Raw genomic sequence first — 19,788 nt, forward strand, 5'->3', positions numbered from 1 at the left:
ACGCCTTTTCGAGCCTCAGACGATCAGTCCCTTCATGGGCCGGATGGCCTCCGAACCGGGAAAGACCGCCTTGTCGAGCATGACAGCGCTTGCGCCGAGATGATCGACCGCGAGGCCCTTGATGATCGCGCGAATATCCGTCGTGGGCGCAAGGTCCCGCCCATCCCGCAACTGCGCGAGCTTGAGGCCGGGCCAATCGGCGATGACACGCCCGCCACGGATGCTGCCGCCGGCGAGAAAGGCCGTTGTTGCCGTTCCGTGGTCAGTTCCTTCCGTACCGTTGATACGGGCGGTACGGCCAAATTCCGTCGCGACCAATATGGCCGTATCCTTCCAGACCGGCCCCAGCTCCTGCTCGAAGGCGGCAAGCGCATTGTCCAGCCCGCTCAACAATTTTGAAAGACGCTCGACCTCATGGGCATGGGTGTCCCAACCCTCGAAGGCCAGCGCCGCAACGCGCGGCCCTTCCGGGTGCGCAATCAGCCGTGCTGCACCCCGCGCCATCTGCTCCATGCCAACAGGATCACCCGGACCACCTCGCGCCTTGATATCGACGCCGGAGGCGATCCTGCCGGTTTCGATGCCCTCGGCAAGCAATGCCGCCAGCATCGGGTCCGTCTGGCCGTAGAGATCGGCAAGGCGCGGGGCGAGATCGCCATCGGCGGGCTTGAGAACGGATGGCGCCCATCCCAATATCGGTGCCTTGCCGCGAATGACAAGCGGAGCGCTGGCGCCAATGGCAAGGCCGCTCACCCGCTGCCCGGCCGCAGCTGGATTGATGGTTTCACCCGCCGGCAGCTGTTCGAGCAGACGGTTCAGCCAACCCGTCTCGACATGGCCGGGGGTCGGAAAACCAGATTCCAGCACATCCTGGCCATCAAAATGCGAACGGTCACGATAACCGGTTGCGCTGGCGTGGACCACCGCTGCCTCGCCCTTCCGGTACAGCCGCTGGAAATTGCGAAGGGATGGATGGAGCGCAAAGAAACCATCCAGCGCGAGGGCTGGATTGTCGCCTTCAGTGCGCATGGCGATCTGTTGCCTTAGCGCCTCATAGTCGGGGTCGCCGACGGGCGGCACGGCGGTCAGCCCGTCGAGCGCGCCGCGCAGGATGATGGTGACGAAACGTGGGTCGCGCCCGCCGGCAGCAAAAGCAAAACGCGGCATGAAGGCCCAGGCAAAAAGAGCGCCGCCTGTGCCAAGAAGAGCGCGGCGGGTTGGGGAAAGATGTTCACACAGCATGGTCAACGCCTCTGGAATTCGGGGGAAAGGAAAGCAATCGTCAGTCCCTGCGGTTTGCTCTCAGCCCGCTGCACGGCCTTTTTCGTCTCCTCGGACAAAAGCGGCCCCAGCCGGTCTGCGACGAAGTCGCGCGGATCGGTTGAACCCGCAACCTGATGGGCGAACAGACTGGCGGCATCGATACGCGTCGCCAGCCCCTCGGAAGAACCCCAGCTATCGGTGACATCGGCAAAACCGTTCGGGCCGGAGGGGTTCCACAGCGGCTGACCCAATGCGTTGAGCACTGAAATTACCTGCTCGGGTTTTGGCACTATTCCACTCGCCCTGATGACGGTCGTCACGAAATCTAACGGGGGTCTGAGCTTGGTCAGCGCCGGGCTCCAAGACTGTTCAGCCTCGATAAGCGCCATATAGGTGGCGGAAAGATCGCCGTGGCTCTTGGTGTAGGCGGCAGCAAGTTTCGCCACCAGTTCCGGTGGTGGATGGTCGCTAACGAAATGCCGTACCAGCTTGTAAGCGAGATGGCTGGCCGTCGCTGGATGATGCGCGAGATCTCGCAGCGCCCGCCGCCCCTGCTCTACCCCCGCTTCACCATAGGTGATGCCCATCACGGCATGGTCGCCGGGTTCATGGTTGTTGGCGTTAAAGGAAAATCGGCCAAGCGGGCCCGGACGCTTCTCGTCGCGATAGACGCTCCAGCCGGTGATGATGCGGGCAAGTGCTGTAACGTCGGCCTGACTATAGCCGCCATCCACCCCGAGCGTATGCAGTTCCATGATTTCGCGCGCGAGGTTTTCGTTGAGTCCGCGCTTGCCATTCCTGTTGGCCTGCGAATTCGGTCCGATCGATTGCTGATTGTCGAGAAAATACAGCATGGCGGGATGGGTCTCGACTGCGACCAGCATATCCTCGAAATTGCCAAAGACATGCGGACGGATCGCCTCACGCTCGAAAGCGCCGGCGAGAATGTGCACATCACCGCCCTTGCCGGTGGCAACCGCGAAGTGATTGGCCCAGAACATTGCCAACCGCTCGCCAAAACCGATCGGCGGCTGGCGTATCGTGCCGTTGAAGCGGGCGTCCGCCTCCGCAAGCAGTATCTGCTGGGGAAAATAGGGGCGCTTGGTGGCCGTTGCGTCCGGCTTCTTGTCCTGTGAAGCACTGGCAGGCGGCACCATGCCCGCATTGTCCATAGCGTTTGCGGCAGTTGCCATTGCCGGCGATGGTGGGCTCATGGCTCCTGCGGTCGCACCCGCGGCGCCGGTGGTGGCCGCGACGGCAAGGACAGCAGGTTTTTCACGCTCGGCCTTGATCTCCTTGTTATACGCCATCAGCGATATCAGAAGATCGGCGCTGGAATGAAGCTGTGCGCCGACAGGAATTGGTGTGGCGCGTTCGGTAATTTCCAGCCGCAACAGATCGCGCGGGTCGTCTTTGATCGCCTGGATATCGCCTTCACGCGCGCCGAGGCCGAAACGCCACAGACAGAGTGCTGCATCCAATTCCCTGGAATTTGACATGGCCGATACGAACTCCGTTTCGTTATCGACCATTCAACGGGCGCCAGGGCCAAAATCCGTCGCTGTTGAAATGTGATTATTTCGTGGCCGGTTTCGGCGCCTCACGGGCGAGCAAGCCTTCCGCCAGCCGGCGCCGCGCCTCTAGCGACAATGTGCGGGCGAACTCCACGGCCTGCATCTCGGTTGCGGCGCGGACCTCATATTCCGCCTTGCGGGCACGCTCGAGCGCTGCGGACAATGCCTCCGGGTCAAGCGTTTCTGCCCCCATCAGGGACGCCGCCTCGATACGCGCCTGGCGCGCCTCGGCGGAGGTTTCCCGCATGGTCCTGCGTGCATCGCTAAGGCTGCGCCGGAAGGCCTCCCTTTCGGTCTTTGGCAATTGTTCGCCCGCAAGCGGCATGCGGGCAGCGGCAGCGGCCGGGTCGTTCCGCAGATAAACGAACCCTGCACCGGCAAGCGCGCAGACAAAAAATGTATTCGCGACGAGAAGGACAACGACTATCCAGCGGAAATTCTGATCGCTCATTTCGTCTCCTCGGTCATTTCGTTTTCGGTTTGCAGGTTTCCGAACGCGGTCAACGTATCGCCCAATGTCAGGGCGGGCGGTGGCGTGAGGTTGATGACGGCAACCGCTCCCGTCAGCGCACCCGCAAGGCTGATGCCGATCATGCCCGCACCCAGCCCGTACCGGACGATCCATCTGCGTCTGGTGGTCTGCGCCTTTGCCTGCGCCATGATCTTCGCGTTGAGCATGGCCGAAGGGTCGCGAAGACGATATGCCGACAGCGTAAAATCGAGAGGCGCCGCCTGCGCAATCAGGCGCCTGCCGTCTGCCGTCTCCGCATAAGCCATGGCCTCCGGCCGCCGGTCTTCCGGCCAGCGTTGTGGATCGGCACCATAGGCCGCCACAAGATCGGAAAAAACCTTGTTATCCATGAGCGTCTTCTTCGCCCCGTTCATTGGTCGCCCTCATTCAAAATCGCATGGAGTGCCCGGCGGCCACGCGCCAGAAGGCTTTCCAGTGCGTCCACACTGACATGCATGACATCAGCCGCCTCGCGGTTCGACATCTCCTGATAATAGACCAGAACGATCGCCTCCCTTTGTCGCGCGGGTATGGCCTGCAAGGCGCGCGCCACGGCACCGCTCTCGTCACCATCATATGGCAGGGCGGCATCGGGCAGCACACTGCCGTCAATCTGTTCGGGCGGCTCAGCAACCGATATTTCCCGGCGCTTTCGCAACCGGTCGTAACAGAGGTTCAGCGCCACCCGGTGGATCCATGTGTCGAATTTCGCACGCCCCTGCCGCCACGTGCCTGCATGTTTCCATATGCGCAGGAAGGTCTCCTGCGCGATGTCTTCCGCCTCTGCCGGATCACCCAGCATACGCGTGGCAAGCGCCATGATCCTCGGCAGTTTGGCCGTCACCAGAGCCTGCATCGCGCGGACATCTCCCGCAGCGACATCCGTCACCAAATCTGCATCCGGATCGCTTACCATGTATCGGGGTTTGTCTCCGTACTGTCCTGTCGGACACGGGCGAAATCCATGCGGAATGACGGCGGCTTCAGTGAGGATGTCCCGCACCTTGCCACTTTAACGCAGACCCGCGCAAAATCCGTCGCCGATTTCTGGGAAATATTCGCGTGCACTTTACGGCAGACCGCGGCACCGTCCGAACACATTGGAACGGCTGTTTCAACTATCCACAGATACCCCGGCAAGCCTGTCCGGCCCGAACGCTTCAAGCAATCCGCGATAGGGCTTGGCGAGTGGCGTGGCATAGGCGCCGCGCTTGGCGGTCGAAAGCCCCATCGATACCAGCGATTCCGCCTGTTTCACCGCCGCAGCGACGCCATCGATAACAGGCACGCCGAATTCGCTGCGCAGCTCGGCGGTCAGATCCGCCATACCGGCGCAGCCAAGCACGATCGCTTCGGCGCGATCTTGACGCAGGGCCAGTGAAATCTCCTCCCGCAGCCTCTCCCTGGCATTTGATGCCGGATCTTCCAGCGACAGGACGGGAATATCGGCGGCACGCACATTGCAGCGGGCAGACATGCCATAACGGTGAACGAGATGTTCGAGCGGCAGCCGCGAACGCTCCATCGTCGTAACGATCGTAAACCTCTGCGCGATGAATGCCGTGGCTGAAACCGCCGCTTCGCAAATCCCAATTACGGGTATGTCGGCGAGCGCGCGGGCCGCATCGAGCCCGGTGTCGTCGAAACAGGCGATGACGGCTGCCCTGGCACCAAGCGTCGGCGCCTTGGCAAGCTCGAGCAGCAGGCCGGGTACCGCGAAAACCTCATCGTAATATCCTTCGATGGAGACAGGCCCCATGGAAGAGGTCACTGCCAGGATTTCCGTATCGCAGCTGGCCGCCCGCGTCGCCGCGTCGGCGATCGTCGCTGTCATGGATTGCGTCGTATTCGGATTAATGACGAGGATGCGCATGTTCTGTTTTTTCATCAACGCGAATGGCGACGGTTCAGAGTGACGATCAGGCCAAGCGTGGCCGCAATAACCAGGAAGGAGAAAAGGGTCGTGACGGCTCCGAGCGCGTAAAGCACCGGCGTCGTGACGTTGGTGGTCATGCCGTAGATTTCCAGCGGCAGGGTGTTGTAGGTGCCTGACGTCATCAGCGTACGGGCAAATTCGTCATAGGAAAGCGTAAAGCCGAACAGGCCGACGCCGATCAGGCTCGGTGCAATCATCGGCAGCACCACATGGGCAAACGTCTGCCAGGCGGATGCCCCGAGATCGCGGGCGGCTTCTTCATAGGATGGAGAAAAACGGTTGAAAACCGCCAGCATGATGAGCACGCCGAATGGCAGCGTCCAGGTCAGGTGCGCGCCAAATGCTGATGTATACCATGAAGGTTCCAGCCCAAGCTGTTGGAAAAGAACGCCGATACCGAGTGATATGATGATCGATGGCACCACGAGGCTTGCGACGGAAAGATAGAATAGCGGCGTCGCGCCGATGAATTTGCGCCGGAAAGCGAGACCCGCCAGAAGCGAGACGAGCACCGTGACGACCATGACCATGACGCCAAGCCCGAAGGAACGGCGGAACGAGCCGCCAAAATCGCCGACCGCCTGCTGTTCGAAAAGATTTCCGAACCAGTGCAGCGAAACGCCGTTGAGTGGAAAGGTCAGTCCGCCATTCGGCCCCTGAAAGGCAAGGATGAGGATCGCCGACAGCGGGCCGTAGAGGAACAGCACGAAGAGCAGAAAAAAGAAGGCGAGGACATAGAATTCACGGCCGCGTTTTTCCGAATGCATGGGTCACAGCTCCTTGCGGATATCGACGATGCGCAGGATGCCCGCGACCATCAGAAGAACGAGGATGAGCAGGATGACGGCATTTGCGGCCGCCGCGGGATATTGCAGCAGCGACATCTGGTTCTTCATCATCAGTGCCACCGACGCGCTCTGCCCACCGGACATCACCTGAACCGTGGAGAAATCGGCCATGACAAGCGTCACGACAAAGATGCTGCCGATCGCCATGCCGGGTTTGGCAAGCGGAATGATAACGTTCCAGAGGGTCTGCCAGCCAGTCGCCCCGGCATCGCGCGCCGCTTCGATCAGCGATTTGTCGATGCGCATCAGCGTGTTGAAGATGGGTGTGACCATGAAAAGCGTATAAAGATGCACCATGGCCAGCACCACGGCAAAATCCGAATAGAGCAGCCATTCGATTGGCGCAGGTACGATGCCGGCGCTGACCAGCGCGCTGTTGACCAGCCCGTTGCGCCCGAGAACGGGAATCCAGGAAATCATGCGGATGATGTTCGACGTCAGGAAAGGCACGGTGCAGACGAGGAACAGAACCATCTGCATGGTGGTAGTGCGGATATGAAAAGCGAGGAAATAAGCGACCCAGAAACCGCAGAACAGCGTGATCGCCCAGACGATGGCGGCGAATTTCAGCGTGTTGATATATGTTTGCCACGTGACCCAGGAACCAAGCGTCTCGGTATAGTTGAAGGTCACGAAACCCGGATACATCTGGGCAAAATCATAATCCCAGAAACTGACGACGGCGATCATGACGATCGGTAAAAGCAGGAAAAAGCCGAGGATCAGGAAAAGCGGTGTGGCCTGAATATAGGACACAAGCTTCTGCGGCAGGGCGAAGCTGCGGGACGGCTTGTCCTTTTTTTCGCTCACGCCGATGAATCTGACTGTCACCAAGGCTTTTCTCCTGCTGGCTGCCTGTGAAAGAGAGGCCGCGTCGGCGCGGCCTCATGTCTGCGAAAGGTGAGAAGATCAAGCCGCGATGAACTCGTTCCAGCGACGAACCATGTAGCGGTCCTCGTCCATGACGGAGTTCCAGCAGGCGACCTTGCCCATTCGCTCCTGGAACGAACCGCCGTCGCGCACTGCTCCGGCCTTTTCCATGACCTTGCCATCAGGCGCGATGATATCGCCCTGCGCGGGCTTGCCTTCGACCCAGTAACCCCACTCGTCGGCCGACATATGTTCCTTGGCCGTATCCATGGCGGCGGAGTAATAGCCCTGACGGTTGAGGTAGGCGCCGACCCAGCCGGAGGTGTACCAGTTGATATACTCATAGGCCGCATCCAGCTTGGCACCGGAGAGGTGCTTGGCAAGGCCAAGGCCGCCGCCCCATGAGCGATAGCCTTCCTTGAGCGGCTGGTATTTGCAGGCGATGCCCTTGGAGCGAACGGCGGCGACGGCGGGCGACCACATGGACTGGATCACGACTTCACCCGACGCCATGAGGTTGACGCTTTCATCGAAGCTCTTCCAGAAAGCGCGGAACTGGCCGTCCTTCTTGGCCTTGATGAGGAAGTCGATGGTCTTGTCGATCTCCTCCTTCGTCATGTTGCCCTTGTCGGCATATTTGATGTTGCCCATGGCTTCCATGATCATCGCCGCATCCATGATGCCGATGGAGGGGATGTTGAGGATAGAGGCCTTGCCCTTGAACTTGGGGTCCATGATATCGGCCCAGCTGGTGATATCGCGGCCGACGAGATCGGGGCGAATGCCGAGCGTATCGGCATTGTAGATGGTCGGAACCATGGTGAAATAATCGGTTTCGCTTTTCGCAAACTTCTTGTCGCCGGGCTTTTCGACGAAACCGACCGTGTGCGGGGCGGTACCCTGGGCCACGACGCTATCGGGCGTCAGCTTGCCGTTTTTAAACAGCGGAACGATCTTGTCGTAATATTTCAGCTTCTTGATTTCCATCGGCTGAATGACACCCGCCGGGTAGACCTTCTTCAGGATCCAGTATTCGATATCGGCGATATCGTAGGAGTTCGGCTGGGTCACGGCGCGCTGCGCGGCCGCATCCGAATCCGTCGCCGTCATCTCCAGTGTGATACCGAGATCAGCCTTGCACTTTTCGGCAATCGCATTGAGGTTCGAAACACCCGTGCCGAACTGGCGGATCGTGATCGGGTTCTGCGCCCATATGGTCGGGAAACCGGTGACAAGGCCGGAGCCGATGGCCGCGCCTGTTGCGGCGGCACCTGCCTTTAGAAGGCCACGGCGGGACAGGCCCTTGTTGCTGTTGGAGTTGTCGGTCATTTCAAAGTTCTCCTCTGGTTATTTTTGGGGTCACTTCTCTACCCGGCCGAGCACGATGGCATCGGCCGCATTCCATGAAAGCGGTATGGCGTCGCCGGTCTTTACCGGCTTTTCGAAGAAGGCGACGTCGCTGAGGATGGCGTTGAAATCCTCAATGCCCGCGCCGGTCACGGCGATCTTCACGCTTGCACCGCGATACTCGACATTCGAGACGATGCCGGTAAAACCGAAACCGGGTCGATCCGCCTCGCCGACGCGCACACGGTCGGTACGAACGGCGATATCGACCGCGCCGTCATCCGGGGCAACGCCGCCTGCCGTGAAGGTGCCGCCGCCCGCAACCTCCAGCGTGACGAGATCGCCGTTCTTTTCCTTGAACCGGCCGGAAATGACATTGTGATCGCCCATGAAGCGGGCGACGAAAGCGGTGGCCGGGCGCTCAAACAGCTCGCGCGGCGTCGCTGCCTGCTCGATGCGGCCATCATTCATGACGACGATGACGTCGGCCAGCGCCATTGCCTCTTCCTGACTGTGTGTGACGTGAACAAAGGTGATGCCGAGCGCGGTTTGCAGCTTCTTCAGCTCGGCCCGCATACGGATCTTGAGGAAAGGATCGAGTGCTGAAAGCGGCTCATCTAGCAGCAACGCCTCGGGGTCGGTGATAAGCGCGCGAGCCAACGCCACACGCTGCTGCTGCCCGCCGGAAAGCTGGGCCGGGCGCCGGGTGGCATAGGGTTCGAGCTGCATCAGCCGCAGCATCTCCAGCGCCTTGGCGCGGCGCGCTTCCTTGTCCACCCCCTTCATTTTGAGGCTGAAGGCAACGTTGTCGACGAGATCAAGATGCGGAAACAGCGCATAGGACTGGAACATCATTGCCGTGCCGCGTTTGGCGGGCGGCAGATCGGTGACGACCACATTACCAAGCCTGACATCGCCGCTTGAAATGCTTTCGTGGCCGGCGATCATTCGCAGTGTCGAGGTCTTGCCGCAGCCCGAAGGACCAAGCAGGCAGCAGTAACTTCCTGCCGGTATCTTGAGGCTTATGGCATGCACCGCGGTGGTGTTGCCATAAATCTTGGAAACGGAAGCGATGTCGATTGCTGCGGCTTTGCTCATGAACACTCTCCTGCGACGTCTTTGTCATGCAGGAGCCGTGCCAATCGGCTTTGCCATTGATATAAAACGGGAATTTCGATGTGTCCACCAGTCCCGCCATCGGTCTGCTCAAATTTCCATCGATTGTTTTCGATTTGGTGCGGAAATTGTATGCGATCCGAGCGACCGACAGGGGAACATGAAATCGGGAAAAGAGCGCCATCGGAACGAACTGGCTGACACCACTGGAATAGCGGACATTTTCCCGGCAAACACAACACAAAGGCTACTGCCGACGCACGCACCGCTCCGGTCGCGTGCGTCGGTACTGTGCTTAGATCATGCCAAGGAACTGCTTGAGTTCCGGCGTCTGGGGATTGGCAAAAACATCTTCCGGCGGGCCGATCTCGTGCACGCGGCCCTGATGCATAAAAACAACGCGCGAGCAGACGTCGCGGGCAAACTTCATTTCATGCGTCACCATCAGCAGCGTCATGCCTTCCTTTGCCAGTTCGCGCACGACGGCCAGCACCTCAGACACGAGTTCAGGGTCGAGCGCCGAGGTAATCTCGTCACAGAGAAGGGCGATAGGCTGCATGGCAAGGGCGCGGGCAATCGCCACGCGCTGCTGCTGGCCGCCGGACAGTTCATCCGGATAGGCATCGAACTTGTGCGCCAGCCCGACACGCTCCAGCATCCTGCGCGCCGTCACCTCGGCCTCCGGCTTGGTGACCTTTTTCACCACCATCTGCGAAAGCATGACATTGCCGCCGGCCGTCAGATGCGGAAAGAGGTTGAATTGCTGGAAGATCATGCCGACCTTCAGCCGCAATGCCTTCAGATGCAGCTCATCGTCCAGCAACTGCGCACCTGCCACCTGGATCGAGCCGGCGCTGATCGTCTCCAGTCCGTTGATGCAGCGAAGCAGCGTCGATTTTCCAGAGCCGCTTTTGCCGATGATGGCGATCACCTCGCCGGGTTCGACATCCAGATTTATGCCCTTCAGCACCTCATTGTCGCCAAAGCTCTTGTGGACTTCAGTGATTTCGATGAGCGACATTGAGCTTCCTTTCTAGGAACTGGCTGGATTTCGACAGCGGCCAGCAGAGGGCGAAATAGATGAGAGCAACCAGCCCATAGACGGTGAAGGGCTGGAAGGTGGCATTGGTGACGATCGTGCCGGCCTTGGACAGTTCAACGAAACCGATGATGGAGGTGAGTGCTGTGCCCTTGACGACCTGCACGGAAAAACCGACCGTTGGCGGAATGGCAATCTTCAGCGCCTGCGGCAGGATGACGTAACGCATCTGTTGCAGGCGGCCCATGGCAAGGCTGGCGGACGCCTCCCACTGGCCCTTCGCAATCGCCTCAACGCAGCCGCGCCAGATTTCCGCAAGGAAGGCAGCGGTCCAGAGGATAAGCGCCACGCCAGCCGCAAGCCAGGCCGGAACATCAACCCCGAGGAGACCTAGGCCGAAAAAAGCGATGAAAAGCTGCATAAGCAGCGGGGTGCCCTGAAAGACTTCGATATAGATGCGGGCAGCACGGTTCAAAGCCCGGCGCGGACTGATGCGCAACCACAAAAGCACGATGCCCACCATACCCCCGCCGATGAAGGAAACGAGCGATAGCAACAGCGTCCAGCGGGTGGAGAGCAGCAGGTTGCGCAGAATGTCCCAAAAGGTGAATTCAGTCATCGTGCCGCCCTCCTCGGGAAAAGAAAGCTGCCGAGCGCCAGCATGCCCTGCCGCAACAGGATGGCGAGCAGCAGGTAGATGACAGTTGACAGGATGTAGGCTTCGAAGGCGCGGAACGTGCGCGACTGGATGAAGTTCGCCGCAAAGGTCAGGTCTTCCACCGCAATCTGCGAAACGACGGCCGAGCCGAGCATGACGATCACCACTTGCGAAGAAAGCGCCGGCCAGATGCGTTGCAGCGAGGGTGTGAGCACCACATGGCGAAACGTTTCGAAGCGCGTCATGGCAAGGCTCGCGCCCGCCTCGAACTGGCCCTTCGGCGTCGCCTGAATACCGGCGCGGATGATCTCGCAACTATAGGCGCCCAGATTGACGATCATCGCCAGATTTGCCGCGGTCAGCTCTGTAAGCTTGAAACCAAGTGAAGGCAGGCCAAAGAAGATGAAAAACAACTGGATCAGAAAAGGCGTATTGCGGATGAGCTCCACATAGGTGCCGACGATGGGCTTCAACCATGAAGGTCCGAGCGCCCGGGCCCAGGCGCAGGCGATGCCAAGTGAAACGCCGACCACGCCGCCGACCAGCGTGAGTTGGCTGGTAATGGCGATGCCTTTGGCAATTTGTGGCCAATATTCGCCAAGCCACAGGAAATCAAATTGATAGCTCAAGAAACAGTCCCCTTGCGCCGGTGGAGAAAGGCGTCATCCCGGCGGATCCGGGATGACCATGGCAAACGATGATCAAAGGTCTTTCGGCAGATCCTGGCCAAGCCACTTGGTGGCGATCGCATTCAGCGAGCCGTCGGCCTTGGCTGCAGCTACGGTGGCGTTGACCTTTTCCAGTAAGGCCGGCTCGTTCTTGTTGAGGCCGATGTAGCAGGGAGAGTTCTTGATGAGGAACTTCAATTCCGGACGCTTCGGGGGGTTCTTGGCGAGGATGGCGGCTGCAACCACGTTGCCTGTCGCGACAACTTCCACCTGGCCCGAAAGGAAGGCAGAGATGGTGCCGTTATTGTCCTCGTAACGCTTGATGGTGGCGTCCGAAGGCGCGACCTTCGTCAGTTCCAGATCCTCGACGGCACCGCGCGTGACGGCGATGGTCTTGCCCTTAAGGTCTTCGGCCTTGGAGATCGCGACGTCGGCCGGGCCGAAAACGCCGTTGAAGAAAGGCGCGTAAGCATCAGAGAAATCAATAACTTTTTCACGATCTGCATTCTTGCCGAGGCTGGAGATAACGAGATCGACCTTGTTGGTCTGGAGATAGGGAACACGGTTGGCACTGGTGACCGGGACGAGTTCCACCTTCACGCCCAGCTTGTCGGCGATCATCTTGGCCATGTCGATGTCATAGCCCTGCGGGGTCATATCAGCAGCAACGCTGCCGAAGGGCGGGAAATCCTGCGGTACGGCCACACGCAGCGTGCCGCGTGCGGTGATGTCGGCAAGGGCATCCGCCTTGGCGGGCGCGGAAAGACCAAAGGCGGCAGCCATGGCGGCGGCAGCGATGAGGGTCCGTCTGAAGATCATATGTCATTCTCCTTGTGTTGATTGTGTTGCATGTGAATTTTATCCGGATCGCCGCCATTCATTTCCGGTAGGGCGAGCGACCGGCGAAGGCCGGCGAGAGGATCGGGGCGTCGAGTGAGGTCGAGGCCGGTTTCCACCTCGTCCAGATGCTCGATGGAAAGCTCCGCCGCTCTCACGAAATCGCCCGCAGCCATCGCGTCGAAGATACGGCAATGCCCCTCATGGGACTGGAGGGCATGAAACTCCGACTGGTAGAGCATGGAGATCAGAATTGTCCGGGCGGTCAGATCGCGTAGCAGCTCGATGAGCACGGCATTGCCGCAAAGCTCGGCGATGCGGATATGAAAATCGCCCATGAGGCAGGTAAGGCGCTGGCGGTCACCTGCGGCTATTGCGACTTTCTCTTCCTCAAGATGTGCGACGAGGACCTTGCGCCCCTCCTCCGACAGCATCCGCATGCTGCGAAGCAATCCGGATTCGATAATCCGCCGCGCCTCATAGATGGTCATCGCCTCCTCGGCGGAGGGCTCGACGACGAACCACCCTCGCCGCGCGCTGACATGGACGATGCCACGTGTTTCCAGCCGCATCATCGCCTCCCGTACCCGCGTACGTGAAACGGAGAAGAGTCCAGCCAGCTGATTTTCGCTGAGCCGCGTGCCCGGCCGGATGCGCGCCGAAAGAATGCCGGAAACGATGGCTTCTTCGATGTTTATCTGACGGTCCTGCTTGGTATGTAAATCTTGCATACAAGACTGAAAGCAAGGCCCGTGCCAGAACAGATATTGTTTTAAAATCAAAATGCCGCGAAAAAGCTCGCGCCTACTCGCTCAAATTTTGAGCAAGAAAATCGACAAACATCAAAAAAAACGCAGAGCTGTGCAAACTTGACGGTATGGCCGTCGCGGTTTCTTTCTAGCCGGCTTTGAACCGGTCGAATGCCGTCAGATACTTGACCGTGGGATCGGCGTCCCAGCGGTAAATTTCGGTTCGGAGGAAATGCAGCTCTTCTTCGAGCTTTTCCTCCGCCAGTTCCACCCACCAGGATTTCGGCCGGCCATCGGAACCATCAGACCAGCGATAGCCCCGCTTTTTCAGATGATCCTTCATGTCGAACGGGCTGTTCTCCGCGTAAATGCGAACCCGGGAGTGCTGGCTGGCTTCATGGAGTTCCATGAAGGGCGTCCCGCTTTGGCCGGCGCGTACCTGTTCCAGCACCTCCAGCAGAGCGAAACAATCGTCGACTGCTCGGTGGCCGTCATGGAAATAGCCGGATTGCCCGATGAGGTAGGCGAGCTTGCTGCCCTCAAAACCCCGACCACTCCAGTCAACCTCAGAGACGGAGCAGGCCCAGGCCTTATTGCGGAAGATCGGCGAGAAGGCCTCGCAAAACGGACGATCGAAGCCGGCATTGTGGGCAATGATCAGATCAGCACCTTCAACCAGGGAGGTCAGCCGGTCGATGTCTATCGTCTGTCCGGCAACCATTTCATCGGTGATACCCGTCAGGCGCGTGATTTCTTCCGGAATGGAAGTGCCCGGCTGTCGCAGACCGCCATAGACCCCGGTGACATCGCCGATCGTGCCCTGATCGTCGAATGTGAAGGTAATGACGCCGATTTCGATGATCTCGTCAGTTCGGTGGTTGAGGCCCGTGGTCTCGGTGTCGAGGATCACGCCCTGACGTGGAAACCCCGGTCGCGGCTGCTCGCATATCGCGCGCGGCTGCAACTTGCGCAGGACGCGGTAATTGCCTGTGGATTCGAGATATCCGACCAAGGCCTCATCATCAGGAACCGATTTCAGCGTCGTTTCACGACCACCCGCTTTTCGCCCGCGCTCAGCCTGAGGAAGCCGCGCCGTCGCGGAAGCGAAAAAATCCAACTGGGAGGTCATTGTTCTTCTGTCCGCTTTGGCCGGAAATCGATATTGAGTTTTCCAACATATGCGCAGAGGCTCACACTAACAACAGCGGTTGCCGTGATCCACAGAAACCGGGGGCATTGCCTGCATCGGATTCAGAAAGGGGGCGGAATGTTCCGCCCCCTTTCTGCATTACCGTTATCGATCGAAATACCCGTGGTCAGCGTGTGTGGTGAACCGGTTGCAATGCATAGACAGGTGTAGGAAGCCCCTCCATGCGCGCTTTCAACTGCAACGCGAGATATTGCGAATAATGCCGCGACTGGTGCAGGTTGCCGCCGTGGAACCAAAGCGCCTCCTGCTGCGTCGGCTTCCACATGTTGCGCTGCTCGCCTTCCCACGGCCCCGGGTCTTTCGGCGTATCCGAACCGAGACCCCAGACCTTGCCGACCCTGTCTGCCGTTTCCTGATCGATGAGATCAGCGACCCAGCCATTCATCGAACCATATCCCGTCGCATAGACAATGACGTCAGCAGGGATCTCCTTGCCGTCAGCGAGCTTGATCGAATTTTCGGTGATCTCGTCCACCTGACCGGCGGCAAGCTTCACCTTGCCATCGATGATCAGCTGCGAGGCGCCGATATCAATATAATAACCGGAGCCGCGCCGCAGGTACTTCATGAAGAGGCCCGAGCCATCCGCACCCCAGTCTAGCTGGAACCCGGCTTTTTCCAGTGCGGCGTAAAAATCGGCGTCGCGCTCCCGCATCTTGTCGTAAAGCGGGATCTGGAACTCATGCATGATCCGGTAGGGCAGCGACGCGAAGATGAGATCGGCCTTCGCCGTCGTCACCCCATTCGCCAACGCCTGTTCGGAATAGAGCGCACCGAGCCCTATATCCATCAGCGTATCGGATTTGACGATATGGGTCGTCGAGCGCTGGATCATGGTCACATCGACACCCGCTTCGTGGAGTGCGGCGCAGATATCATGGGCCGAATTGTTGGAACCGATCACTGCGACCTTCTTGCCCTTGTACCCATCCGGCCCCGGATGCTGCGAGGAATGGTGCTGATCGCCGTTGAAGCGCTCGCGCCCCTTGAAATCCGGAATATTGGCCTTGCCCGACATGCCGGTGGCAAAGACCAGTTGCTTTGGCCGGAGCACGACTTCCTCGCCATCGCGATCGACGACGATCGACCATTCCTTCGCCGCCTCGTCCCACTTGGCGGATTTGGCAGTGGAGCGGGTCCAGTAGTTCAGTTCCATCACCTTCGTGTAGAATTCGAGCCAGTCGCCGATCTTGTCCTTGGGAGCAAAGACCGGCCAGTTCTTCGGAAAATCGATGTAAGGCAGATGGTCGTACCAGACCGGGTCATGCAGGCAGAGCGACTTGTAGCGCTTGCGCCAGCTATCACCCGGCCGCTCGTTCTTTTCGAGTATGATCGTCGGCACGCCGAGCTGGCGCAACCGGGCACCGAGCGCGATGCCGCCCTGCCCACCGCCGATGATGACGGTATAGGGCTGCTTGTCATAACCGAGCGTGCGCGCTTCCTCCTCGCGCTCCTCCATCCAGGTTTTGGCACCAAGGTTCTGGCCGTGCCTTGCGCCGAGCGGGCGGGTGAAGCCCGATTTTTCCTCATGGCCCTTCAGTTCGGAAAGCGCCGTCAGCAGCGTCCATATCTGCCCGTTCCTGAAGCGCACGAGGCCGTAGCCGCGCCCTGTCGCCGTCTCGAAGGTGATCCAGCTTTCAAGCACACCATCCGCCTCCGTTGCCTCCTCGCCGGTAGCGATGCGCCAGTTTGTGGGTCTGGCCGTCGAAAGCTGCGCCTGCAGCATGTCGCGCACCTGATCGCGACCTTCAACGGTCTTGATGTTCCAGGTAAAGGCAACGAGGTCGCGCCAGTAGCAATCCTCGGCAAACAGATTAACGGCATCATCGATGCGGCCAGCTTCGAGTGCTGCCCCGAACGTATCGAGAAGCGCCTGAAGGCGGGTGGTGGGGGTCTTGTCGAGCATGTATTCCTCCTCCTGCTCAATGTGGAAACGGGACGGCTCCTCAACCGCCCCGCACTTCAAATCGGCCTATCGCGACAGGTCGATCAGGATCTTCAGATGCTTGCCGGCCGGGTCGAGCAGCTGGTCGAACCCTTCCGTGACCGCCTCGCTGAGTGAAACGTTTTTGGTAACGATCCGGCTCGCCGGGATCTGGCCGCTGGCAATCAGCCGGGCAACACGCGGCCAGTAGTGAGTCGGATAGGCCCAGGAGCCGCGGATATCGATGTCCTTGAAAGTCACGTCGAACCAGTTCAGCGGGTTTTCGCCGGGGTGGAGGCCGGTCTGCACCACAACGCCCTGCTTGCGCACGGCATCGGCGCAGTTCTTCAGCGCATATTCATTGCCGACGCATTCGATGGCAACATCGCAGCCAACATTGCCTTCGGTCTCGGCACGGATGACATCGCCCACCTTTTCCGTCTTGGGATTGATCGTGCGCACCTCGCCAAGCGCCGCCCGCGCCAGCGCCAGACGCGTGTCGTTGAGATCGGAAAGAAATATCTGCGAGGCACCGGCCGCCCTGGCCGCCATGGCGACGAGAATGCCGATCGGCCCGGCACCGGTCACAAGCACGCTGCTGCCGGCCGTGACACCGCCACGGTCGCAGGCATAAACCGCGACTGCCGTCGGCTCGATGAGGGCCGCTTCCTGATCGGAAAGCGCATCGGGTATCGGCTGTACGTTATAGTCGTTGAGAAGAGCGGCCTGCGCCATGCCGCCGGAATGCCAGGACAGACCGGCGAGAGCGAGATTTTTACTCAGGTGATAAAGACCGCGATCAGCATAATAGTCGCCATGGCGCGGCATGATGAGCGGCTGGATCGATACCCGGTCGCCGGGCTTTACATGGCTAACGCCCTCGCCTACGGCCTTGACGACACCGCCGAATTCATGACCGAGAATTTGCGGCCCGTGCGCGCCGGTGAAAGGATGCGGCTCCTTCGGCACGAAGATCGGGCCATAGGCATATTCGTGCAGGTCCGTGCCGCAGATGCCGCAGAACTTGTTTTCGACGAGCACCTCACCCGGACCGGGCTCGGGCGGCATATCCACATCCTCGATGCGTAGGTCCTTGGCGGCGTGAAAGCGCAGTGCTTTCATTGCATTTCCTCCTGTAGTTCTTGCACAGAAGGATCAGCAAGCGGCATGCCAGATTGGCTTGCGCCATATCTTGACGTATTTTCAATTGGTTACAAATTCAGCTCTGAGGCTCGCCGGCAGAATGCAACAGGTTCCGTGCAACAGGTGTTGCAATGGTCGCACCGGTTCGGCCGCAGTCAATTCAGGCGTTTGAGACGGCGGTGAATGGTGGAGCGGTTGACGCCGAGGCTTCGCGCCAGCGCCGAGACGTTGTTGCCGCAGTCCTTCAGCGCCCGGCGCAGATCGTCGTCATCGCGCAAAGCATCATCGGTCGCGACTTCGGCAAAGAGGTGTTCAGGCAGGCAACCCGGATCGATCTTGCCGCCATCGGAAAGCGCGGCTGCAACCCGCAGTGCATTGAAGAGTTCGCGCAGATTGCCTGGCCAGTCATGGTCAAGCAGAATTGCCCGTGCCGCCTTATCGATCCTGTAGGTCTCGCCGTTTTCCTTCTCGATGCGGCGGAGAAACTGATCGATCAGCCAGCCGAGATCCTCGCGCTCCCGCAGCGCCGGCAGCGTCACCGTTGCGGCGTTCAGGCGATAATAGAGGTCCTGCCGGAAACGGCCTTCCTTCACCAGCTCGGCAAGATCGCGGTGCGATGCGGACAGTACTCTCAGACGCACCGGCTTGGCTTTCAATGCGCCAACCGGCTGCACCTCGTTTTCCGAAAGCACGCGCAGCAGGCGGCTTTGAAGAGAACGCGGCATGTCGCCAATCTCATCCAGGAACAAAGTGCCGCCACTTGCCTCCTCGATGAGACCGCGCTTGCCCTTCTGGCTGGCGCCGGTGAAGGCACCGGGTGTGTAACCGAACAATTCGGATTCGATCAGATGCTCCGGGATCGCCGCACAATTGACGGCGACGAAATTGCCGTCGCTGTTGCAGCTGTCATGGATCGCCCGTGCCAGATATTCCTTGCCGCTGCCCGTCTCACCCTGAATGAGGATGGGAATATCGCGGGCGGCAAGCTTTGCTGCCCGCGCCTGCACCTTTTCCATCGCGGGATCGCCGTTGCTCATGTCCCTCAGCGCTCGCGGCAAGCGTGGCTCTGGCGTGACAGGAGCGCGAATGCTGACGGCGGGCGCGATCGCGCTGGCAAAAAGCACCAGACCGTTGCGGGCGCGCAAAAGCCGCTCGCCATTCGGCCGCCCGCGCATAAAGCGCGGCAGGTCGTCCACATCGATATCGAAGACCGAGGAAATCGGCTGGCCGAGAAAATCGCGGGTGGCAAGGCCGTGCATGTTCATGGAGCGCGCCAGCGCCCCGAAGCCACCATGGGTCATGCCGGTGATACGTCCGCTGCCATCAAGGGCGATCGCCGCATCGGGATCGACGTCAAGAAACTCAGGTGAACGTGCAAGACGCAACACCCAGTCATTGCGGGTGCGGGTCATGAGATTGGCAAGCTCGATGCGCCGCGCGGTGGAGGCAACGAGATGCAGCGCCAGTTGCTGGCTGGCCTTGGCCGTCGGCGAGCGCAGCTGGGAAATGTCGAGCACGGCGGTGAGATCGCCGAGCGTATCGAAGACGGGCGCCGCAGTGCAGGTCAGCCCGATATGGCTGGTATCGAAATGGTCATCCTGATGGATGATCACCGGCTCGCCGGAAACGAGGCAGGCGCCAACAGCGCAGGTGCCGGCCCGGTTTTCCGACCATTCCGAGCCAAGGTAAAGCCCCGCCCTCCGCAACTGGTTGTCGAAGGTCGGGTCGCCCATGAAATCGACGGTAACGCCGCGCGCATCCGACAGCAGCAGGACGTAATTCTGCTCGGCAATCTGGTTGAACAGGGCTTCGAGACCGGAGCGGCCGATACGGATGAGCTCCTCGGCCTGCTCGCGATGCTCCCGAAGCTTCAGCTCGGGCACGATATAGGCTTCCTGCGCAATCGTTGGGTCGAGCTTGTAGTCATTGAGGCAGCGCAGCCAGGACTGGATGACCGGCGTATCACGGGGGCTGACCGCGCCCATGCCGACACGTTCGATCTCTCGTATATGCGACAGCGTCGATACCATGCACGCATCCTCCGGCACGGATGGTCGCATATTAGGAGATCGCCCACAATCCACCTCTTACGGTG

The 19,788-nt window shown here is 60.0% G+C and carries 19 protein-coding genes; all 19 read right to left on the reverse strand.

What is annotated here, in order from left to right; translation table 11 throughout:
- Positions 1–15: 15 nt before the first annotated feature.
- Positions 16–1,242: a DUF1501 domain-containing protein gene (locus AB4Z23_RS15845; protein ID WP_112959740.1), complete on the reverse strand. Its 1,227-nt coding sequence runs from the start codon at positions 1,240–1,242 to the stop codon at positions 16–18.
- Positions 1,243–1,244: 2 nt separating this feature from the next.
- A complete protein-coding gene (locus tag AB4Z23_RS15850) occupies positions 1,245–2,795 on the reverse strand; it encodes a DUF1800 domain-containing protein (protein WP_112959741.1) in 1,551 nt (516 codons plus the stop codon).
- A gap of 43 nt (positions 2,796–2,838) precedes the next feature.
- Positions 2,839–3,288, reverse strand: a complete 450-nt coding sequence (locus tag AB4Z23_RS15855; RefSeq protein WP_035199298.1) for a periplasmic heavy metal sensor — start codon at positions 3,286–3,288, stop codon at positions 2,839–2,841.
- Positions 3,285–3,698 carry a hypothetical protein gene (locus AB4Z23_RS15860; RefSeq protein WP_236735840.1) on the reverse strand — a complete coding sequence of 138 codons (414 nt, stop codon included), beginning with the start codon at positions 3,696–3,698 and terminating at the stop codon, positions 3,285–3,287. The genes AB4Z23_RS15855 and AB4Z23_RS15860 overlap by 4 nt, the downstream gene beginning before the upstream one ends.
- 20 nt (positions 3,699–3,718) lie before the next feature.
- A complete protein-coding gene (locus tag AB4Z23_RS15865; RefSeq protein ID WP_035199299.1) occupies positions 3,719–4,264 on the reverse strand; it encodes an RNA polymerase sigma factor in 546 nt (181 codons plus the stop codon).
- A 198-nt stretch (positions 4,265–4,462) separates the two neighbouring features.
- Entirely contained in the window at positions 4,463–5,221 is a 759-nt protein-coding gene (locus AB4Z23_RS15870) for an aspartate/glutamate racemase family protein (protein WP_035199300.1), read from the reverse strand.
- 14 nt (positions 5,222–5,235) lie between these two features.
- Positions 5,236–6,051: an ABC transporter permease gene (locus AB4Z23_RS15875; protein ID WP_003517782.1), complete on the reverse strand. Its 816-nt coding sequence runs from the start codon at positions 6,049–6,051 to the stop codon at positions 5,236–5,238.
- 3 nt (positions 6,052–6,054) lie between these two features.
- The gene (locus AB4Z23_RS15880; protein WP_019566429.1) at positions 6,055–6,966 is read right to left on the reverse strand and encodes an ABC transporter permease; all 912 of its coding nucleotides are present in this window, start codon (positions 6,964–6,966) and stop codon (positions 6,055–6,057) included.
- A 75-nt stretch (positions 6,967–7,041) separates the two neighbouring features.
- On the reverse strand, positions 7,042–8,331 hold the full coding sequence (locus AB4Z23_RS15885) for an ABC transporter substrate-binding protein (protein ID WP_003517786.1): 1,290 nt from the start codon (positions 8,329–8,331) through the stop codon (positions 7,042–7,044).
- A 30-nt stretch (positions 8,332–8,361) separates the two neighbouring features.
- A complete protein-coding gene (locus AB4Z23_RS15890) occupies positions 8,362–9,447 on the reverse strand; it encodes an ABC transporter ATP-binding protein (RefSeq protein WP_035199302.1) in 1,086 nt (361 codons plus the stop codon).
- 313 nt (positions 9,448–9,760) lie between these two features.
- A complete protein-coding gene (locus tag AB4Z23_RS15895; protein ID WP_019566431.1) occupies positions 9,761–10,486 on the reverse strand; it encodes an amino acid ABC transporter ATP-binding protein in 726 nt (241 codons plus the stop codon).
- The gene (locus tag AB4Z23_RS15900; RefSeq protein ID WP_019566432.1) at positions 10,464–11,123 is read right to left on the reverse strand and encodes an amino acid ABC transporter permease; all 660 of its coding nucleotides are present in this window, start codon (positions 11,121–11,123) and stop codon (positions 10,464–10,466) included. Before AB4Z23_RS15900 ends, AB4Z23_RS15895 begins: the two co-directional genes overlap by 23 nt.
- Positions 11,120–11,791 (reverse strand): amino acid ABC transporter permease, encoded by a 672-nt coding sequence (locus AB4Z23_RS15905; RefSeq protein WP_003517793.1) that lies wholly within the window; start codon positions 11,789–11,791, stop codon positions 11,120–11,122. The genes AB4Z23_RS15900 and AB4Z23_RS15905 overlap by 4 nt, the downstream gene beginning before the upstream one ends.
- Positions 11,792–11,863: 72 nt before the next feature.
- Entirely contained in the window at positions 11,864–12,649 is a 786-nt protein-coding gene (locus AB4Z23_RS15910; RefSeq protein WP_060642688.1) for a transporter substrate-binding domain-containing protein, read from the reverse strand.
- A complete protein-coding gene (locus AB4Z23_RS15915) occupies positions 12,646–13,398 on the reverse strand; it encodes a GntR family transcriptional regulator (protein ID WP_003517798.1) in 753 nt (250 codons plus the stop codon). The genes AB4Z23_RS15910 and AB4Z23_RS15915 overlap by 4 nt, the downstream gene beginning before the upstream one ends.
- 166 nt (positions 13,399–13,564) lie before the next feature.
- Positions 13,565–14,545, reverse strand: coding sequence for a 3'-5' exonuclease (locus AB4Z23_RS15920; RefSeq protein ID WP_013761373.1), 981 nt, complete (start codon positions 14,543–14,545; stop codon positions 13,565–13,567).
- A 187-nt stretch (positions 14,546–14,732) separates the two neighbouring features.
- A complete protein-coding gene (locus AB4Z23_RS15925) occupies positions 14,733–16,532 on the reverse strand; it encodes an NAD(P)/FAD-dependent oxidoreductase (protein WP_003517801.1) in 1,800 nt (599 codons plus the stop codon).
- A 66-nt stretch (positions 16,533–16,598) separates the two neighbouring features.
- Positions 16,599–17,672: a 2,3-butanediol dehydrogenase gene (locus AB4Z23_RS15930; RefSeq protein WP_035199305.1), complete on the reverse strand. Its 1,074-nt coding sequence runs from the start codon at positions 17,670–17,672 to the stop codon at positions 16,599–16,601.
- A gap of 176 nt (positions 17,673–17,848) precedes the next feature.
- The gene (locus AB4Z23_RS15935; protein WP_441360343.1) at positions 17,849–19,723 is read right to left on the reverse strand and encodes a sigma-54-dependent Fis family transcriptional regulator; all 1,875 of its coding nucleotides are present in this window, start codon (positions 19,721–19,723) and stop codon (positions 17,849–17,851) included.
- Positions 19,724–19,788: the final 65 nt, after the last annotated feature.

Origin of the sequence: Agrobacterium sp. MCAB5 (genome assembly GCF_052114365.1) — a bacterium.
Taxonomy (GTDB): domain Bacteria; phylum Pseudomonadota; class Alphaproteobacteria; order Rhizobiales; family Rhizobiaceae; genus Agrobacterium; species Agrobacterium tumefaciens.